Here is a 17,170-nt window from a genome sequence, read left to right on the forward strand (position 1 = left end):
ATTGACAACTATATTATCGGACGTTATAATGTGCATAGGAAAGGAGCATGAGGCAATATGGATGACAGTGTACGCCGCTCAATGCCCTTGTTCTCCATGGGTATTGTCCAGAAACTTACCGGATTGTCTGCAAGGCAAATCCGGTACTATGAAGAAAATGAACTGATACATCCTGAGCGTTCTGCAGGTAACCGCCGCGTTTTTTCATTTAATGATGTAGATCGGTTGCTGGACATAAAATCCCTGCTGGATGAGGGCGTAAACCTGGCAGGGATTCGACGTGTGCTGAGCGAAAAACCTGTCCATCCTAATCGACCTGCAGACGCGAAGAAGAAACTGACGGAAGAAGAACTTATGAAATTCCTTAAAAACGAACTTGTCAATGCAGGCAAATTCGGAAAAGCATCACTGATACAAGGGGACCTTTCGCGATTTTTCAAGTGAATATTCCCTGTATATAAATTTGTTCTAATGAAACTTATTTTTGGGGAGGATCAAGAATGGCAAAGTTTACAAAAGAAGACATTATTTCCAAAGTAAATGAAGCGAATGTTAAGTTTATCCGTCTGCAATTCACTGACCTGCTCGGAATCATAAAAAATGTCGAGATTCCGGTCAGCCAGCTGGAAAAAGCACTGGATAACAAAATTATGTTTGACGGTTCCTCAATTGAAGGATTTGTAAGAATTGAAGAATCGGATATGCTCCTTTATCCGGATTATGACAGTTTCGTCGTATTCCCCTGGACGGCAGAAAAGGGTAAAGTTGCCCGTATGATCTGTGATATTCATACGCCGGATGGCAAGCCATTCTTTGGTGATCCTCGTAATGTGCTTAAAGCAGAATTAGAAGAAATGAAAAAGCTTGGTTTTACCGCATTCAATATCGGACCGGAACCGGAATTTTTCCTGTTTAAAGTTGATGAAAACGGAAAACCAACCATGGAACTGAATGATAAAGGCGGTTATTTTGACCTTGCTCCTACAGATCTTGGCGAAAATTGTCGCCGTGACATCGTGCTTGAACTCGAAGACATGGGCTTCGAAATTGAAGCTTCTCACCATGAAGTAGCACCTGGCCAGCATGAAATTGATTTCAAATATGCCGATGCGGTCAGAACATGTGATAACATCCAGACATTTAAACTGGTTGTCAAAACGATTGCACGCCAGCACAAATTGCATGCGACATTTATGCCGAAGCCTCTGTTTGGCGTTAATGGCTCAGGTATGCACTCAAACATGTCGCTGTTTAAGGGCAATGTCAACGCGTTCTATGACGAATCGTCGAGCGACGGTCTGAGCGAGACAGCTAAGTCTTTCATCGCAGGTGTATTAAAACACGCCCGTGCGTTCACGGCAATCACGAACCCGATAGTCAACTCGTACAAACGACTGGTTCCCGGCTATGAAGCACCCAGCTATGTGGCATGGTCTCTAAGCAACAGAAGTGCTCTGGTCCGCATCCCTGCTGCCCGTGGACTCAGCACACGTATTGAAGTCAGAAGCGTTGACCCGGCTACAAACCCATACCTGGGTATGGCTGCTATTCTGGCTGCCGGACTTGACGGTGTCAAAGAAAAACTGACTCCAATGGATCCGGTTGATCGCAGCATCTATGTAATGGATGACGAAGAACGTGAAAAACTTGGTATTCATGAACTTCCGGCTAATTTGAAAGATGCTCTGGCAGTCTTTAATGCTGATCCTGTGATCACTGGTGCTCTCGGTGAACATACTGTTTCCCGTTTCAATGATGCAAAGGACATTGAGTGGGATATGTTTAGAACTCAGGTACATCAGTGGGAAAGAGATCAGTATATGGAACAGTACTAATACTTATTATACAAAACTCCCCTGGCGCTCATGGCGACAGGGGAGTTTTGTTATGCCACCATCAATACGGCTGCTGTATGTCTAAGAGGGTGGATAGGATAAAATATTCGAGGGAAAGTTGATTGTTGCTCTGGCCGGTTAAAATGATGAAGACGATGAGGGGGAGAAGATAAATGAATAAGAAAGAAAAACTGGAATATGAAAGAAAACTAAAAGAGGCGAGAAAGAAATATCCGACTGTTCCTAAAGTTGATAAAGAAACATGGCTGCCTAAGTTCCACTGGTGGGATGAAGTCCCTGAAAACCTGAAAACGAAAACACAGTGGAGAAAAGAACATTTTAAGGTAATTAATGAAAATGAAATTGAAGCAATTATTGAATATCATGCAGGGACAAAATTAACGAGATACAAATTATATGAAAAATCGAACACCAAGACTACGAGACGTATCATTATAAAAATTGATGACATTGAACCAACAGATAAAAATTTGTCGGAAGCACTTTATCTCATCAATAAATCCGCTAAAAAATCAAGAGACACTAAAGGTAGAAATTATTCATCTGGAAATCATAGAGTTGTACATGCTGCCAAAACCCGACAGCAAAAATTATATGATCTGAAAGATGCTGTTATTGCTAAATTAATCAGTGAAAATAGAATGGAATTACTAGGTTATCACACACAAGATATAAAACATGAACAGGAAAATGAAGTGTGGGTAGGCGATCCGGAGGGTGAAAGTAAATATAATTCAGATAAAATGAGTGGAAAATTAGATTATCAATTTTGCGGGGATTATGATAATTGTGATTTTATGTATGGTGGGCATTATGAAATTATAAATGAAACTGTCTATGATGTAAATTATTTACTGTTGTATCAATTTGGTGATAATACTTTTCATGTTCCAGTTGACAATGTAGGAGAGGGAATCAAGAATCTTGGAGAGATCGGAATCATAGACGCAGAGCAGACTAAAAAATACCATATCAAATTCACTGAAGCAGTCAAATTGTTAGAAAATTATATAGAAAGTCATAAAGAAAATAAACTACAGGAGGCATCCGAACAATGAAAAATCACTAAAGCAACAATTCACACACGCTCATGAACTAGAATATAATGTTGCCTATGTTAATTTTATCTATTCTGAAAAGTAAGACAATACGATTGAAGCGTACAACAAAATCGTAAAAGATAAACCATAAAATTTCACCTCATAAGGACAGGACGAAGGATAAAAGAGCCTGTCTATTTAAATGAACGTCACATGGGATCATCCCGTTTAAATTTTTTCTGTTCCTGATAAAAGGAATCATCGTTCATAATGTGATAAGATTATGGGTGATCAATTTGACGTGACGGGAGTTATCGTGATGCAGCACCGGCAAACCTACAGATTGGTGTTATTGAGCATATTTACGGCTATCATTATTTTACAGAATTTTATTCCTTTTCTTGGTTATATTCCAGTCGGACCATTCAGTCTGACACTGATTCATATTACCGTGATCATTGCGGCGCTTGTTCTGGGGCCCCTGGATGGCGCACTGGTCGGCGGAATCTGGGGTCTGATAACGTTTATTCGTGCCTATACCTTTCCAACCAGTCCAATCGCTCCCATTGTTTTTACAAACCCGCTGATTTCTGTATTACCGAGGGTATTAATTGGCTTAGTTGCGGGTTATGTTTACCTTGGCCTGAAAAAAGTTAAAGTGTTTGACTGGCTGTCAATGGTCATCGCCGGAGTGCTGGGTTCGCTGACAAACACGATACTTGTGCTGGGACTGATTTATCTGTTTTATCGCGTTCCCTATGCCAATGTTTTGCACATGGATGTTACGAAATTATTACCGGCTCTTCTCATGGTTGTTCTGACAAACGGGCTGGCGGAGGCCGTGGCAGCAGGTATCATCTCTCCAGCGGTTGCAGGCCCTCTGAGAAAAATCCGGAAGTATCGAAATCAATAGATTATGTACGAATCAGCCCGGCAGGACTGATTTACTGTAAGATATTTAATAATAAGGATAGGGATAGATAAACGGAGGTACGAAAAAGAAGAACGGAAAGAGGAACCGACGAAATCTCCTGAATCTTGGACGGTATCCATAGCCAAAAAACTGTCTGTCATCATCTCCATCAATATCTTCAGGAACGAGCATGATGATCCCCTGATCGTTCATACTTTCAATAATGCCTTCCTGTTGTGAGCCGTCTTTCAAACTGACGATCACATGATAATTCATGTATTTGTGGCACATATTACGGATACTTTCAATATCATCATTCCGGGGTAGAGTTGCGTTTTCTGGTATGAGGTGGGGCTCAAACAGAGTTGGCGTGTTGTTTGAATCCATTTGATTATATGACACTTTAATCCTCTCCTTTTCAACACTAGGATATTCACCCAGATGGAAGATGTGATTGAAAAAAACATGGATGAAATTGGAAATAAAATCAAAAAGGAACAGGTTAACTCAACGGAACAAGGAAATCAGGTGATCATTTGAGTAAGGGAGTCAGCAACAGGACAGGCAGTGCAGAACGAGTCAGAAGAATAGAAAGTCTTTTCAGATGCCCGGTGTGTGGATCTTCGATGAAGGTTACCGATTTAAAAAGTATGATTTGTATAAACCGACATACCTTTGATTTTTCCAGACAGGGTTATTTGAATCTGCTGAATAGAAAAGTACATGATGACTACGGTAAGGAACTTTTTGAAGCCAGACGAAAGGTCATGTTTGATCTGGGCTTTTTTAATCCCCTCATTCGGCAGATCACACAAATGATCAGAAAAGCAACGGGCATGCCAGGGAAAAATTTAAAAATTGCTGATATGGGTTGCGGGGAAGGGACTCATTTGGCAGCACTATGCCGCTTGCTTCAGAAAACGAATCATGTGACAGGTGTAGGAATGGATTTATCAAAAGCGGGAATCGAACAGGCCGCGAAAAAATTTCACAGTCAGACATGGATCGTAGCTGACCTTACTCAGCCTCCTTTTTTCCCGGGAAGTTTTGATATCATACTGAATATTCTTTCTCCCTCAAATTATCAGGTATTTGATCACCTGCTGCATCCAGACGGTTTTGTCATAAAAGTCGTCCCTGAAAGGCGTTATCTTCAGGAACTGCGTAGATATCTTTATAAAAATTCTTCAAGAGAAAAGTATTCAAATAGTGAGATACTGGCTCACTTTCGTCAGAATTACCCTGATTTTCAATCAAAACAGCTTTCATATACCTGTAAGATGGATGCAGCAGGGAGGCAATCGCTGATCTGTATGACGCCTCTTGCCTGGAATACGGATGATGACACCCGGAGAATCTGGGCGCTGGAAGGACCTGAGAAAGTTACAGTTGACGTCATGATTCTTATTGGGAAAAAACAGGACCTGAAGGATTTTAAGTGAAATTGACTTTATGCTTTTAGAAAGTATAAAATTTTTGCGGGAAAAACTTCAAAAAAAAGTTGGACTTTTGGCGCCTCACATGGCGGGTCAGTCGGCTTCCACATGTATGCGCTGACAGAAAATGATAAATAATGATTGAATTTGAATGAAAGCGGTGTTACAATGACTTGTGGAGGAATAGGAAATGCTTGCTGAGGAAAGACAGCAGATTATCATGAAACAACTGACGGATCGGCATGTTGTCAAACTTCAGGATCTCGTATCCCTGATGCATGCTTCTGAATCAACGGTTCGACGCGACCTTCAGGAACTGGAGGGGAGACATTTGCTTCGCCGTGTACACGGCGGTGCCCTGTTGGTGCGTCCGCGTAATGATGAACCGGATATGGCGACAAAAACAGCCAGAAACATTCAAAAGAAAAAAGCGATTGCTAAATTTGCTGCAAGCCTGGTGAAAGACAAGGAATGTATTTACCTTGATGCGGGGACAACAACGCTTGAAGTGATACCCTTTCTTAAAGATAAGCATGTAACCGTTGTCACCAATGGTCCGAAGCACGGGGAAATGCTCGCTGAGCAAAATACAGTCTGCTACCTGATCGGTGGAAAAGTAAAACGGTCGACCAAAGCAGTTATCGGCAGCATTGCAGTCCAGACTCTCAATTTATTTCGATTTGATAAAGCATTTGTCGGTGTGAATGGAATTGACACTGAAATGGGCTTTACAACTCCGGATCCTGAAGAAGCTATGCTGAAAAAACATGCCAGTGAGCTTGCTGAACAGACATACGTGCTGGCAGACAGCAGTAAATTTTCCGAGATATCTTCCTGTAAAATAATCGATTTAAATCAGGCTGATGTGATTACCGATTCTCTTCCTGATACAGCAGGCTCTTCCATCTCTGAAATCACCAGAGTTTATTGTTGCAGTTAATGGTCCCAGGTTAAGAAAAGCTGGTCAGTTACAGACACCCGTTGTCCGGTTTCCCCGGTTACAAAAAAAGCGGCCGGGGAAAATAGGAGAGAAGGGACCAATGACCAGAGAGATGTTAACTTAAGTGCATCTATAGAAGTGGAGTGAAACAAAGTGAAAATAACAGATCTGATGATTGAACGCGCTATGGTCATGGATATGCATGCCAGGACTAAGGAAGAAGCTATTGACGAGCTTATTGCAAGTTTGGAAAAAAATGGCCGGATCAATGATCGAGCGACCTTTAAGAAAATGATTCTTAAAAGAGAAGCTGAATCAAGCACAGGCATAGGAGACGGCATTGCTATGCCACATGCGAAGACGAAGGCTGTGAATGAAGCAACCGTGGTATTTGGACGCAGTAAGGAAGGTGTGGATTACCAGGCACTGGATGGGAAACCATCTTATCTTTTCTTTATGATTGCTGCTCCTGAAGGCGCTGCAGATGTTCACCTGCAGACACTTGCCGCGTTGTCCAGATTACTGATTGATCAGGATTTTGTTGCACAGGTGAAAAAGGCAAAATCATCTTCTGAAGTTGTTCGTTTATTTGATGAAAAGCAGGCAGAGAAGGAAGAAAATAAACAGACTGACAGTAATCAACCTGCCGGCAGTGACAAGTTTGTCGTCGCTGTAACAGCCTGTCCGACGGGTATTGCCCATACGTATATGGCAGAAGATGCGCTGAAGAAAAAGGCAAAAGAAATGGGCGTTTCCATTCGTGTGGAGACGGATGGTTCTGAAGGCGTAAAGCACGTCCTGACGAAAGATGAAATTAGTCGTGCCGCGGGTGTTATTGTGGCAGCAGATAAAAAGGTAGAAATGGCCAGGTTTAATGGCAAAAAGTTGCTGCAGACGCCTGTAAGCGACGGGATTCGTAAACCGGGTGATCTGATTGATAAAGTGCTTGCCGGGCAGATTCCGGTCTTTCATGCAGAAGGTCATACAGATACAGAAGAAACCTCAACGAACAACGGTTCGATCTGGAGCCGGATATATAAAGACCTGATGAACGGCATTTCTCATATGCTTCCATTCGTTGTTGGCGGTGGTATTTTACTGGCTGTGTCGTTTCTGTTTGAGCGACTGGGGAAGGATAATACAATCTTTCAGATGCTCAGTGCTATCGCAGGCGGTGGCACCGGTGCCTTCCACTTTCTGATTGCGATCCTGGCTGCATATATTGCCGTAAGTATCGGAGATCGGCCGGCGCTGATGCCAGGTATGGTCGGCGGGTTTATGGCTTACTCGTCTAATGCAGGATTCCTTGGAGGTCTGGCAGCCGGTTTTCTGGCAGGCTGGGTCGTTGTTCTCCTGAAGAAGTGTTTTAAGAACCTGCCGAAGACTCTTGATGGATTGAAGCCAATTCTGCTGTACCCTGTTTTAGGACTTCTGATTACCGGCGGTCTGATGTACTATATTCTAGATCCGTTTTTCAAGTGGATCAACACGGGCCTGATCAATGGCCTGAATAACCTTGGAACGGGAAATGCCGTTCTCCTTGGTATTGTTCTTGGCGGTATGATGGCCGTTGATATGGGCGGTCCGGTGAACAAAGCGGCTTATACGTTTGCTATCGGTGTATTTACAAGTGGTGCCGCAAATGGCGGGCTGATGATGGCGGCCGTTATGGCAGGAGGAATGGTTCCTCCGCTGGCCATTGCCCTGGCTACTACGATATTTAAAAACAAATTCACCGAAGACGAATATAAAGCAGGAATTACCAACTATATCCTGGGACTGTCGTTTGTAACTGAAGGGGCCATTCCGTTTGCTGCAGCTGATCCATTGCGTGTACTGTCATCAAGTATCGTAGGAGCAGCAATTGCCGGAGGGTTGACTCAGTTATGGAACATTAATATTCCGGCCCCGCACGGTGGGATATTTGTTATCTTCCTCGGGAATCATGGTTTCCTCTTCCTGCTGGCCATCATTATTGGTGCAATCATTTCCGGCCTGATCCTTGGGCTGTGGAAGAAACCGCTGAAACAGGGATAAAAAATAAAATCATAATCATAAAAGAAGACAAAAGGGGATCCGGTCTGAATAGACCGGATCCTTTCCCGTTCATACGGGATAAAATTTTTACAGGGAAAAGTATCAGAAAAACAAGTTTGGATGCTAAATGGAAATGAGGTAAACTTAACAAAGAAGACAAATTCAAAGTATAGGGTGATTTTATGGAGATAGGCTTAGTAGGTCTGGGGAAAATGGGATACAATCTGGCTCAGAATATGGCCGATCATCATTTCAAAGTTAAAGCATACGACGTGTCAGATGAGGCGATTAAAAAAGCTGAAGGAATACCGGACATACAAGGATTTTATTCTCTGGAATCATTGGTTAAGAGTCTGGAAAAGCCACGTGTGTTCTGGCTGATGGTTCCAGCCGGTCGACCAATGGAAGAAACACTTAACACATTACTGGCTCTCATTGATCCCGGAGATATGGTACTTGATGGAGGAAATTCAAAATATACAGATTCCCTTCGTCATTACAGAATGTGCAGGGAACAGGGCATTTCTTTTATGGATGTGGGTACGTCGGGGGGATGAGCGGTGCACGGAATGGTGCCTGCCTGATGATCGGCGGCGACAAAAAGACTTTCGATTATCTCAAACCTCTTTTTCAGTCTCTTGCAGTAAAGGATGGCTGCCTTTACACAGGGAAAGCAGGGAGCGGCCATTTCCTGAAAATGGTACATAACGGTATTGAATACGGTATGATGCAATCCATTGCCGAAGGATTTGAAGTGTTGCAGAAGAGTGAATTTGACTATGATAACAAGGCTGTAGCCAAGGTGTGGAACCATGGCTCAGTGATTCGGAGCTGGTTAATCGAGCTTCTTGAAGATGCTTTCTCGAAGGACGGTAATCTGGAACAGTTGAGTGGAATTATGGCCTCTTCAGGGGAAGGAAAGTGGACATTGGAAACTGCACTGGACATGCAGGTTTCAACGCCTGTTATTGCCCTGTCTCTCTTGATGCGCTATCGTTCGCTTGAATCGGACACTTTTTCAGGGAAAGTCGTTGCTGCCCTGCGCAACGAGTTTGGAGGGCATGCTGTTGTAAAAAAATAACTCCCGATCACTGAAAGGCTATATAAATTCTATATGTTTATTATATTTCCTTAATATCAGAAATGGGCAGGGCCTGCTATTACCGCAGGATTTTAGATCTTTACATGAGACATGTTCATCGCTTAAGTGTAAAAAAGGCGTCCGGTTATAAAAAGTTAACCGGACGCCTTTTTTAATTTAAATAATCACCTTATAAGAAACGTCTCGCGACATCTTTCATAGGTGGCATTTTTTCAAATTTATGGTTTTCGACCACGGACTTAGATGCGAATTTGGCATAGCCCTTTGCTTCATCCATGACTATCTTTCCAGGAAGCGGAGCTGCGTTTTCGTCTACAGCTACGTCAAGGATAACCGGTACATCAGAGTCTTTCGCTTTTTCAAATGCACCCTGCAGATCTTCATACTTTTCAACCCGGAATCCCTTGCCACCGCACGCTTCAGCAAATTTGGCATAGTCAATATCATGCAAATTAATGCCGTAGTTCAGCTGACCGGCAGATTGCTGTTCGTACTTGATAAAGGCAAGCTGTTTGTTGTTCAGGACGACCACAATGATCGGCCAATTATATTCGACTGCTGTGACAAAATCCTGCATAACCATAGCGAAGGCGCCATCACCACAGATTGCAATAGCCTGACGATCAGGGAATGCCTGTTTTGCGGCGATTGCTCCCGGGAGTCCGCATCCCATCGTTCCCAGCCAGGCGGAAACGATGAAGTCCTGATTCGTCACATGAAGATAACGAGTTGACCAGACCGTGGCTGTTCCGACATCAACGGAAAAAATCGCATTGTCTTCAGCGATGGACTGGACAGCCTTCATCACTGCCTGAGGAGCAATTGGCGTCTTATTCACGGATTTGTCTTCTTCCATCCAACTCAGCCATTTTGCCATCTTATCCTGGCAGGATTTAAGGAACGGACGGTCCTTGACCGGTGTGGTGTGTTCGTTCAAATATGCGAGCGCTTCAGCGGCATCTCCGACAACACCTGTCGTGACAGAATATCTCTTGCCAATCTTCACCGGATCAATGTCAATCTGAACGCATTTTGCACCCTCCGGAAGATATGCGGCATAAGGATAATCCGTACCCACCATAATCAGCAGATCTGCGCTCTTCATGGCTTCATAAGATGGTTTCGTACCGATTTTACCGATATTCCCCAGAAAATTCGGATGGTCATCAGGCAGTGCGCCCTTACCAGGCAGCGTGACACATACCGGGGCGGAAATTCGTTCTGCAAAAGCTTTTAGCTGCTTCTTCGCGCTTTTTGCGCCGACACCGGCAAGAATGACCGGATTTTTTGCCTTATTAATCAGAGAAACCGCATCGCTTAAATCATCCTGAACGAGTCCGGGAATTTTCTTTTCAAAAACTGTGGAAAGTTGAGCAGCCTGATCAGAGATTTCACCAAGCGGCACATCATCAGGAATAGAAAGGACAGCTACTCCACGTTCCTGATAAGCGGTCCTTATCGCCTGATTGACCACTACCGGGAAACTCTCGGCACTTGTCACTTCTTTGTTATATACCGCAACATCTTTATAAAGATCAACGGTATTGACTTCCTGAAAATAATCTGTCCCGGTCAGCTTCGAAGGAATATGTCCAACCAGTACAAGCATCGGAACATGATCCATTTTCGCATCATACATACCATTAAGCAGGTGGATGGCACCGGGGCCGCCAATTGCCAGGCAAACGCCAATCTTACCGGTCAGCTTTGCGTAGGCGGCGGCAGCAAGCGAGGCCACTTCTTCGTGGCGAACCGTGTAAAATTTAATTTTACTTTCTTTTTTTCTCAACGCTTCAACCATGGTGTCGATTGAATCGCCGGGGATACCGTAAATGTGATCAATTCCCCATTTTTCCAACAATGAAACAACTGCTTCACTTGCCTTGATTTTTCCCATAGGGATAATCCTCCTTCAAAAGATTACTTCTTCTGAAACATCGGTTCATGAATGGTTCAGAATTTTTCTCTATATAAATTTTACAATCCAGTGAACCTTATAAGTCTATTCTATGACTTCTGCCGAAAATTGCAATGTTTCCGCTTCTATAAACCTTAACGGTCTAAATTTGTTATGATAAGAAGGAGGGAAAGAGTGATATTTCATGTGGAAGGATGAATCTGTTTTATGAGCTTTGTTTCAATCATTGCATCAGATCAATGGGCTTCGGTAGTCAGTGACAACCACCTGGTGGATATGAATAAACAGGGGAAGATTGTGGTCAGACCGGGAAGTAAACCCAGTGCTCTGCGCATTTCCGACAGTCAGATTATTTGCTGTACAGGAAGTGCCTCTGCCTTACGTGAAATTAGAGAAAACTTTTTATTCCGTGATGAGGCATACAAGATCAGCCAGGATCAATGGGACTGGCTGACGACTCGTATTCGAAGGATACCCCATCAGGTGCAGGATGTACTGCTTGCTGTGGTAGATCACTCACAAAAGATGACTTGCCAGATGATTTCGAACCAGCCGGGAGATACCTGGCATCGTCTTTATCCGGAAGGAGAGAGACTGGCCGCTCTGTACATGGCTGGAAGGGGGGTGGATGAGTATCAGATCAGACAGATATCTGCTGAATGTTCACGACTGATCCGGAAATCAGGTAAGAATTCGGTAGAACAGGTCTCAAGTGCACAAAAAGCATTGAACAAATTTGCCGGAGATTTGGATCATACAATTGGTACACGAACCTTTTTACTTCATGTCTGATCAAAATCTCCCCGATCGAAAAATAGCCAGCAGGATGAGCAGGAACATAAAAGAACCTATGGCAAGAGCAATGTCAAGGACAGGTATATTTATGAGAAAAGGGTGTTTTCCAAACGTTTCACTGATCATAAGTCCTGTCAGGATGATACTGAATGCGAGGAGTATAATACTGAACGAGATACGATTGGCTACCCGGTCAAGTTTTGAAAGAAGCTGTTCGAGCTGCGGGAGTTCCATTTCCACATGTGTCTGGCCTCTGTTCAGGTGAGTCAGTGCTTTTTTCAGGAGCGCGGGCAGACGGGTACTGTTTTCTGCAGCTTCGAAGATTCTGTTCCAGAGCAGTTTGCCGACTCGCTCCGGATTCAGACGGTTAAGCATCAGTTTTCGACCATATGGTTCAGCAAATTCCAGAATACTGAACTGATTATCCAGTCTGGTGATGAGCCCTTCCAGAGTAATCAGGGCTTTACCGAGAAGAGAATAGTTTTTAGGAATCGAGATATGGTACCTTTTGGTTGTTTCAAAAATCTCCTGTATGACCTTTCCTATATGAATGTCCTTAAAGGGGAGGTCATAGTATTTATCTCTGAGCATTTCCAGATCTTCCTTAAACTGCCGCTCATCCAGATCGGCAGGCATGACCGACATATGGAAAATGGTACGGTAAAGAAGATTTGTATCGCCGTTCATCAGTCCAATAATCAGGTTGGCAAAATTCTGTTTCATTTCATCATTCAAAATGCCAACCTGCCCGAAATCAATATAGGCGATTTTATTTCCGGGAAAGAAAAAAAGGTTACCAGGATGCGGATCACCATGAAACGTACCAACGACCAGTGCCTGATCCAGAAATGACTGAACCAGTCTTTCAGCGATTTCTCTGCTGTTAAACTTATCGTTATGAAGATGAAGCAGTTCATTGAATCGAACACCGTGAATGTACTCGAGTGACAGGACCTTGCTGCTTGAGTACTTCCAAAATACTTTGGGAATGATGATATTTTCATTATCTGAAAAGTAACGGTTCAGTTTCTCCGTGTTTCGACCTTCTCTGAAATAATCCATCTCACTGCGGATAGCGGTTGAAAATTCTTCCACCAATGCGCTGATTTGAAAGTCTTTTGCCCATTGATAGTGCCTTTCCAGAAGAGCAGTAAGATCACGCAGGATATCGATGTCATTTACAATGATGTTTTCTATGTTTGGCCGTCTGATCTTTACGACGATTTCTTCACCGGATTTCAATGTCGCCCGATGAACCTGTGCTATTGAAGCAGCAGCCAGACAGTTGTCATCAAAAGAGGCAAAAATCTTCTCCGGAGGTAAACCAAATTCATCATGAATCACATGTCTAATCGAAGCAGGATCGATTGGAGTCACCCGATCCTGTAATTTTCGCAGTTCATTAGCTATATTTTCAGGTATAATATCCGAACGCAGACTAAGCAGTTGGCCGAGCTTGATGAATGTTGGCCCGAGTTCCTCAAACATCAGTCGAATTCTTCGCCCGACCGGCTTACGGTTGCTGCCGTTCCCTGAAAAATCTGATACCATCTGTTTTGGAAGCGACAGGAGATGGAGCAGACCCACATCCCGGACCATGTAGCCAAACCCATACTTAACCAGAATCGTAACAATCTCTCGATATCTTTTCATGTGGCGTATGCGTTTTCCAATCATGATCCTCACCTTGCTGAAGTTTATTGTTTGGGCGATTCCGTATCATCTGTCGAGCCTTTTTTTTTCAGATTCAGCAAGTTTTTTTTCCAGAATCTGTACACGTTCAGCCAGCTTCTGATACTCCTCTGAAGTAACAAACCCAAGATCAGCAATCGATTCACGAATATCCTTCTTCATGTCGCTTTGCCACTGATCCGTCTTAGTTTGACCTTTATCACTCAATTTTGATAAATAAGCTTTCGCTTCATCTGCTGCTGCACTGCCATTATGAGACAGATTGCCAAACAGCTGATCCGCTTTCTCTTTACTGGCCAGGGTCGCGCCGAGACCCGTGAGAAAAATCTTTTTTAATTGTTCATTCATTTTCTATCCCTCCATTCTTTATATCTCTATTGTACCCAACTTCGAAAAGTATGTACACGCTGTCATGATGCAGGATTTGACAAATACATATAAAGTGCCCGAAAGAAACCTGATGTCTGTTTCTTCCGGGCATCTTAGATTCCGCTGTTAATGTATATCACGGAAAACACCGATCACTTTACCTAAAATGACACAATTATTTAAAATAATGGGATCCATCGCAGGATTTTCCGGTTGCAGACGGATGTGGTCTTTTTCTTTAAAGAAACGCTTAACGGTTGCCTCATTATCCTCAGTCATCGCAACAACAATTTCTCCATTTTCAGCTGCTCTCTGTTTGCGGACAATGACTTTGTCTCCATCAAGAATACCTGCCTGAATCATACTCTCCCCGGTGACATTCAGTATAAAAACTTCATCATCCTCTACCATAGAACGCGGTACCGGGAAATATTCTTCAATGTTTTCAACAGCGGTGATCGGCATACCTGCAGTCACTTTTCCTATTACGGGTACAGGTACAGCTTTTTCTTTATATGTATCGTCATCCTGATCCAGAATTTCAATGGCACGGGGTTTTGTCGGATCCCGCCGGATCAGTCCTTTTTTTTCAAGTCGTGCGAGATGCCCGTGAACGGTTGAACTTGAAGCAAGTCCTACAGCATCGCATATTTCACGTACGGACGGTGGGTAACCCTTTGTTGCGACTTCATGTTTAATGAAGTCCAGAATAGCTTGCTGCCGATTAGAGAGTTTTATCATACTGCATACTGCCCCTTTTCCCTTTTTTCTACCATTTATTATAACATCCAAAAAATTTATATGCAAACATTCGTTCGAATGATTGACACGAACAAATGTGCTGATTACAATAAAGAAGAACAAATATTCCCGGGAACGTAAATTCGTATATACATGGAGGAATGTGAAATGAATACAAGAGAGCAACACAAAAAATCAGGTACTTCATATATCATTGTTTTTATTATCCTTTCGATAACCCTTTTTCTTTTAATGGCGAAGAACGTTGTTGCAGATAATGATTCATATAAAGCAATAACCGTCCATGAAGGTGAAACTTTATGGTCCATAGCGGGACAATACGGGCAGGAAACGCCTGGATTAACCAGAAATGGTTTCATTCAGTGGGTAGAGGATCATAACAGGATCACCCGAAATCACATTGAGCCGGACCAGGAATTGTTTATTCCTGTACATAAATAAAAATGTTTATGGCAGGATACCTGTGCTTTAAGATTCAGGCCTGGGATAAATGCCACCATGTAAACAGCAAAACCTGTTTTTTCGCAACCCCTAATTCACAGACAAGTATGAATAATCGGGTAAACCTTTAAAATGGCCACTCGTGAACCATCAGGGTGTCGTACCTTTTACGCTGGATGACTTGACTGACGTTCCGAAAAATCTAAAGAAGGCAATGAATCGATTGATGCGGCGGCATCTCCAATGTTTTAAAAGTAATAATTTTTTTCTCTGCCTGTTTGCATGGCAGTTTTTTTGTGGTATACTGTTATATAACAAAGGGTCATAAAAATCCATTGTAGTGATACAATATCAAACTCGTTTAATCGCGTGTATCGCAATTATGCGATGCCGATTAAAATATGTGAATTTCCTCTCGGTGAACTACCTTGCCTTTCACCGACCGGTTATTTTTCATCCTCCTTCAGAAGAAGGTAAGGTCCTGATATAATACAGGATCGGGCCTTCTCTTTTTTTACGCGGAATTTCACTGATGCAAGGTTGACCGCTTTTCCTGTGTTAGTGTAAACTGAGGTAGAATAGTTGGCACAAGGAGGAAACAGGCACATGCTCTGGTTATACATATTAGTGGGCGTACTCTGTCTTGCAGCAGGGGTCATTCTTGGCTTTCTGATTGCCCGTAAATATATGATGAACTACCTAAAAAAGAATCCGCCGATTAATGAACAGATGCTTCGCGTCATGATGACACAAATGGGACAGCACCCATCGCAAAAGAAACTCAATCAGATGATGAAAGCCATCAACAATCAGATGAAGTGAGGACGAAGAACCCATATCGGGTTCTTTTTCCTTTTATAAACGTATTTACAGGAGGGATTATGTGTTAAAAGTCGGAATTGTCGGTATCGGATCTATAGCCTCAAAAGCCTATTTGCCGGTTTTGTCCAAAAAAGAGGGTATAGAGTGTCACATCTGTACGAGAAACAGGGAAACTCTGCTGCGTGTTGGTCAGCGTTACAGGTGGCAGCATGTATATTCACAAATTGACCAGCTGATTCATAGTGGCATTCAAGTGGCTTTTGTCCATGCTGCAACACTCGCTCATCCGAAATTGGTCACTGAATTACTGAATCACGGCATTTCTGTTTACGTCGATAAGCCCATTGCTGACAGTTATGAAAAAGCAAAAGAGCTGACTGAACTTGCCAGAAGAAAACATGTCATGCTGATGACAGGCTTTAACCGCCGCTATGCTCCGCTGAACAGTGAAGCAAAAGCGGTCAAAAACAAAACGATGGTTGTTCTTCAAAAAAACAGAGTAAACGATCCAAAGGATGTGCGAACGTTTGTGTTTGATGATTTTATTCATGTCGTTGACACCATTCGATACGTCCTGGGGGGTCCTGTTCATGTTCTGACTGTCCGTGCTCAGAAAAATGAAACCGGTTTATTTACTGGATTGACCGTTTTATTTTCAACGAATGGGGAACAGGCTTGTGCAATAATGAATCGCACGAGCGGAGCCAATGAAGAGGTGCTTCAGGTGATGTCTCCTCAGGGGGAATTTCGGGTTAAGAATCTGGTGGAGGGGGAATGGGTCCATGGAATGGATAAATCCATACGGTCTTTTAATGACTGGACCCCTACTTTATATAAACGTGGTTTTCCACAGATTGTCGATGCTTTTCTTGAGGCAGCAGCTAAAGGTAAAGCTGAAGCGATTTCTAAGGATGACGCCCTTGAAACGCATCGGCTTTGCGAGCAGATCGTCAGAATGGCAGAACGCATCTAAATGCATTAAAGTCTAGTTGTCTAGACATATTACTGCTGTTTGTGATAAAATAAAAGAAAAAGGAGATGCAATGA

16 protein-coding genes and 1 pseudogene are annotated in these 17,170 nt (G+C 43.0%); 12 read left to right on the forward strand and 5 right to left on the reverse strand.

Annotated features, from left to right (window positions below; all coding sequences use genetic code 11):
• Positions 1–57: 57 nt before the first annotated feature.
• From ABNN70_RS10485 to ABNN70_RS10500, 4 genes are all read left to right on the forward strand, one after another.
• Complete coding sequence (locus ABNN70_RS10485) at positions 58–444, forward strand: MerR family transcriptional regulator (protein WP_129929583.1); 387 nt, start codon at positions 58–60, stop codon at positions 442–444.
• A 56-nt stretch (positions 445–500) separates the two neighbouring features.
• Positions 501–1,835: a type I glutamate--ammonia ligase gene (glnA, locus tag ABNN70_RS10490; protein ID WP_129929582.1), complete on the forward strand. Its 1,335-nt coding sequence runs from the start codon at positions 501–503 to the stop codon at positions 1,833–1,835.
• 173 nt (positions 1,836–2,008) lie between these two features.
• Positions 2,009–2,914 (forward strand): hypothetical protein, encoded by a 906-nt coding sequence (locus ABNN70_RS10495; RefSeq protein ID WP_129929581.1) that lies wholly within the window; start codon positions 2,009–2,011, stop codon positions 2,912–2,914.
• 301 nt (positions 2,915–3,215) lie between these two features.
• Positions 3,216–3,809: an ECF transporter S component gene (locus ABNN70_RS10500; protein WP_129929580.1), complete on the forward strand. Its 594-nt coding sequence runs from the start codon at positions 3,216–3,218 to the stop codon at positions 3,807–3,809.
• 45 nt (positions 3,810–3,854) lie between these two features.
• On the opposite strand, the gene ABNN70_RS10505 is transcribed toward ABNN70_RS10500, so the two are convergent.
• Positions 3,855–4,211, reverse strand: a complete 357-nt coding sequence (locus ABNN70_RS10505; RefSeq protein WP_240697305.1) for a hypothetical protein — start codon at positions 4,209–4,211, stop codon at positions 3,855–3,857.
• 209 nt (positions 4,212–4,420) lie between these two features.
• On the opposite strand from ABNN70_RS10505, the gene ABNN70_RS10510 reads away from it, so the two are divergent.
• The 4 genes and pseudogenes from ABNN70_RS10510 to gnd form a co-directional block, all read left to right on the forward strand.
• Positions 4,421–5,251 (forward strand): methyltransferase domain-containing protein, encoded by an 831-nt coding sequence (locus ABNN70_RS10510; RefSeq protein WP_353949421.1) that lies wholly within the window; start codon positions 4,421–4,423, stop codon positions 5,249–5,251.
• 184 nt (positions 5,252–5,435) lie between these two features.
• A complete protein-coding gene (locus ABNN70_RS10515; protein ID WP_353947753.1) occupies positions 5,436–6,185 on the forward strand; it encodes a DeoR/GlpR family DNA-binding transcription regulator in 750 nt (249 codons plus the stop codon).
• Between the two features lie 153 nt (positions 6,186–6,338).
• On the forward strand, positions 6,339–8,222 hold the full coding sequence (locus ABNN70_RS10520) for a fructose-specific PTS transporter subunit EIIC (RefSeq protein ID WP_353947754.1): 1,884 nt from the start codon (positions 6,339–6,341) through the stop codon (positions 8,220–8,222).
• Positions 8,223–8,439: 217 nt separating this feature from the next.
• Positions 8,440–9,303 (forward strand): annotated as a pseudogene (gene gnd, locus ABNN70_RS10525) (phosphogluconate dehydrogenase (NAD(+)-dependent, decarboxylating)); the annotation flags it as partial.
• 190 nt (positions 9,304–9,493) lie between these two features.
• Here gnd and ABNN70_RS10530 read toward each other — a convergent pair.
• Complete coding sequence (locus ABNN70_RS10530) at positions 9,494–11,221, reverse strand: pyruvate oxidase (protein WP_129929575.1); 1,728 nt, start codon at positions 11,219–11,221, stop codon at positions 9,494–9,496.
• A 228-nt stretch (positions 11,222–11,449) separates the two neighbouring features.
• On the opposite strand from ABNN70_RS10530, the gene ABNN70_RS10535 reads away from it, so the two are divergent.
• Positions 11,450–12,034 carry a hypothetical protein gene (locus tag ABNN70_RS10535; protein ID WP_353947755.1) on the forward strand — a complete coding sequence of 195 codons (585 nt, stop codon included), beginning with the start codon at positions 11,450–11,452 and terminating at the stop codon, positions 12,032–12,034.
• Here the strand turns inward: ABNN70_RS10535 and ABNN70_RS10540 are convergent, their stop codons facing one another.
• The 3 genes from ABNN70_RS10540 to lexA all read right to left on the reverse strand — a co-directional run bounded on the left by ABNN70_RS10540 (position 12,035) and on the right by lexA (position 14,839).
• The gene (locus ABNN70_RS10540) at positions 12,035–13,714 is read right to left on the reverse strand and encodes an AarF/UbiB family protein (RefSeq protein ID WP_353947756.1); all 1,680 of its coding nucleotides are present in this window, start codon (positions 13,712–13,714) and stop codon (positions 12,035–12,037) included.
• A gap of 42 nt (positions 13,715–13,756) precedes the next feature.
• Entirely contained in the window at positions 13,757–14,077 is a 321-nt protein-coding gene (locus tag ABNN70_RS10545; RefSeq protein ID WP_353947757.1) for a hypothetical protein, read from the reverse strand.
• 147 nt (positions 14,078–14,224) lie between these two features.
• A complete protein-coding gene (gene lexA / locus ABNN70_RS10550; protein WP_129929572.1) occupies positions 14,225–14,839 on the reverse strand; it encodes a transcriptional repressor LexA in 615 nt (204 codons plus the stop codon).
• A 168-nt stretch (positions 14,840–15,007) separates the two neighbouring features.
• Here lexA and ABNN70_RS10555 point away from each other — a divergent pair, with 168 nt between their 5' ends.
• The 3 genes from ABNN70_RS10555 (at position 15,008) to ABNN70_RS10565 (ending at position 17,096) form a co-directional block, all read left to right on the forward strand.
• Positions 15,008–15,301 (forward strand): LysM peptidoglycan-binding domain-containing protein, encoded by a 294-nt coding sequence (locus ABNN70_RS10555; protein WP_129929571.1) that lies wholly within the window; start codon positions 15,008–15,010, stop codon positions 15,299–15,301.
• A gap of 606 nt (positions 15,302–15,907) precedes the next feature.
• Complete coding sequence (locus ABNN70_RS10560) at positions 15,908–16,123, forward strand: YneF family protein (protein WP_129929570.1); 216 nt, start codon at positions 15,908–15,910, stop codon at positions 16,121–16,123.
• A gap of 61 nt (positions 16,124–16,184) precedes the next feature.
• On the forward strand, positions 16,185–17,096 hold the full coding sequence (locus ABNN70_RS10565) for a Gfo/Idh/MocA family oxidoreductase (protein ID WP_353947758.1): 912 nt from the start codon (positions 16,185–16,187) through the stop codon (positions 17,094–17,096).
• Positions 17,097–17,170 lie beyond the last annotated feature (74 nt).

The sequence above is a fragment of the Sporolactobacillus sp. Y61 genome, assembly GCF_040529185.1.
Taxonomy (GTDB): Bacteria; Bacillota; Bacilli; order Bacillales; family Sporolactobacillaceae; genus Sporolactobacillus.

Excerpts from the sequence above, each read along its gene's own strand:
- ABNN70_RS10485 (WP_129929583.1), top strand. The coding sequence starts at position 58 with ATGGATGACAGTGTACGCCGCTCAATGCCCTTGTTCTCCATGGGTATT.
- glnA (WP_129929582.1), top strand. The coding sequence starts at position 501 with ATGGCAAAGTTTACAAAAGAAGACATTATTTCCAAAGTAAATGAAGCG.
- ABNN70_RS10495 (WP_129929581.1), top strand. The coding sequence starts at position 2,009 with ATGAATAAGAAAGAAAAACTGGAATATGAAAGAAAACTAAAAGAGGCG.
- ABNN70_RS10500 (WP_129929580.1), top strand. The coding sequence starts at position 3,216 with ATGCAGCACCGGCAAACCTACAGATTGGTGTTATTGAGCATATTTACG.
- ABNN70_RS10515 (WP_353947753.1), top strand. The coding sequence starts at position 5,436 with ATGCTTGCTGAGGAAAGACAGCAGATTATCATGAAACAACTGACGGAT.
- ABNN70_RS10530 (WP_129929575.1), bottom strand. The coding sequence starts at position 11,221 with ATGGGAAAAATCAAGGCAAGTGAAGCAGTTGTTTCATTGTTGGAAAAA.
- ABNN70_RS10535 (WP_353947755.1), top strand. The coding sequence starts at position 11,450 with ATGAGCTTTGTTTCAATCATTGCATCAGATCAATGGGCTTCGGTAGTC.
- ABNN70_RS10540 (WP_353947756.1), bottom strand. The coding sequence starts at position 13,714 with ATGATTGGAAAACGCATACGCCACATGAAAAGATATCGAGAGATTGTT.
- ABNN70_RS10545 (WP_353947757.1), bottom strand. The coding sequence starts at position 14,077 with ATGAATGAACAATTAAAAAAGATTTTTCTCACGGGTCTCGGCGCGACC.
- lexA (WP_129929572.1), bottom strand. The coding sequence starts at position 14,839 with ATGATAAAACTCTCTAATCGGCAGCAAGCTATTCTGGACTTCATTAAA.
- ABNN70_RS10555 (WP_129929571.1), top strand. The coding sequence starts at position 15,008 with ATGAATACAAGAGAGCAACACAAAAAATCAGGTACTTCATATATCATT.
- ABNN70_RS10560 (WP_129929570.1), top strand. The coding sequence starts at position 15,908 with ATGCTCTGGTTATACATATTAGTGGGCGTACTCTGTCTTGCAGCAGGG.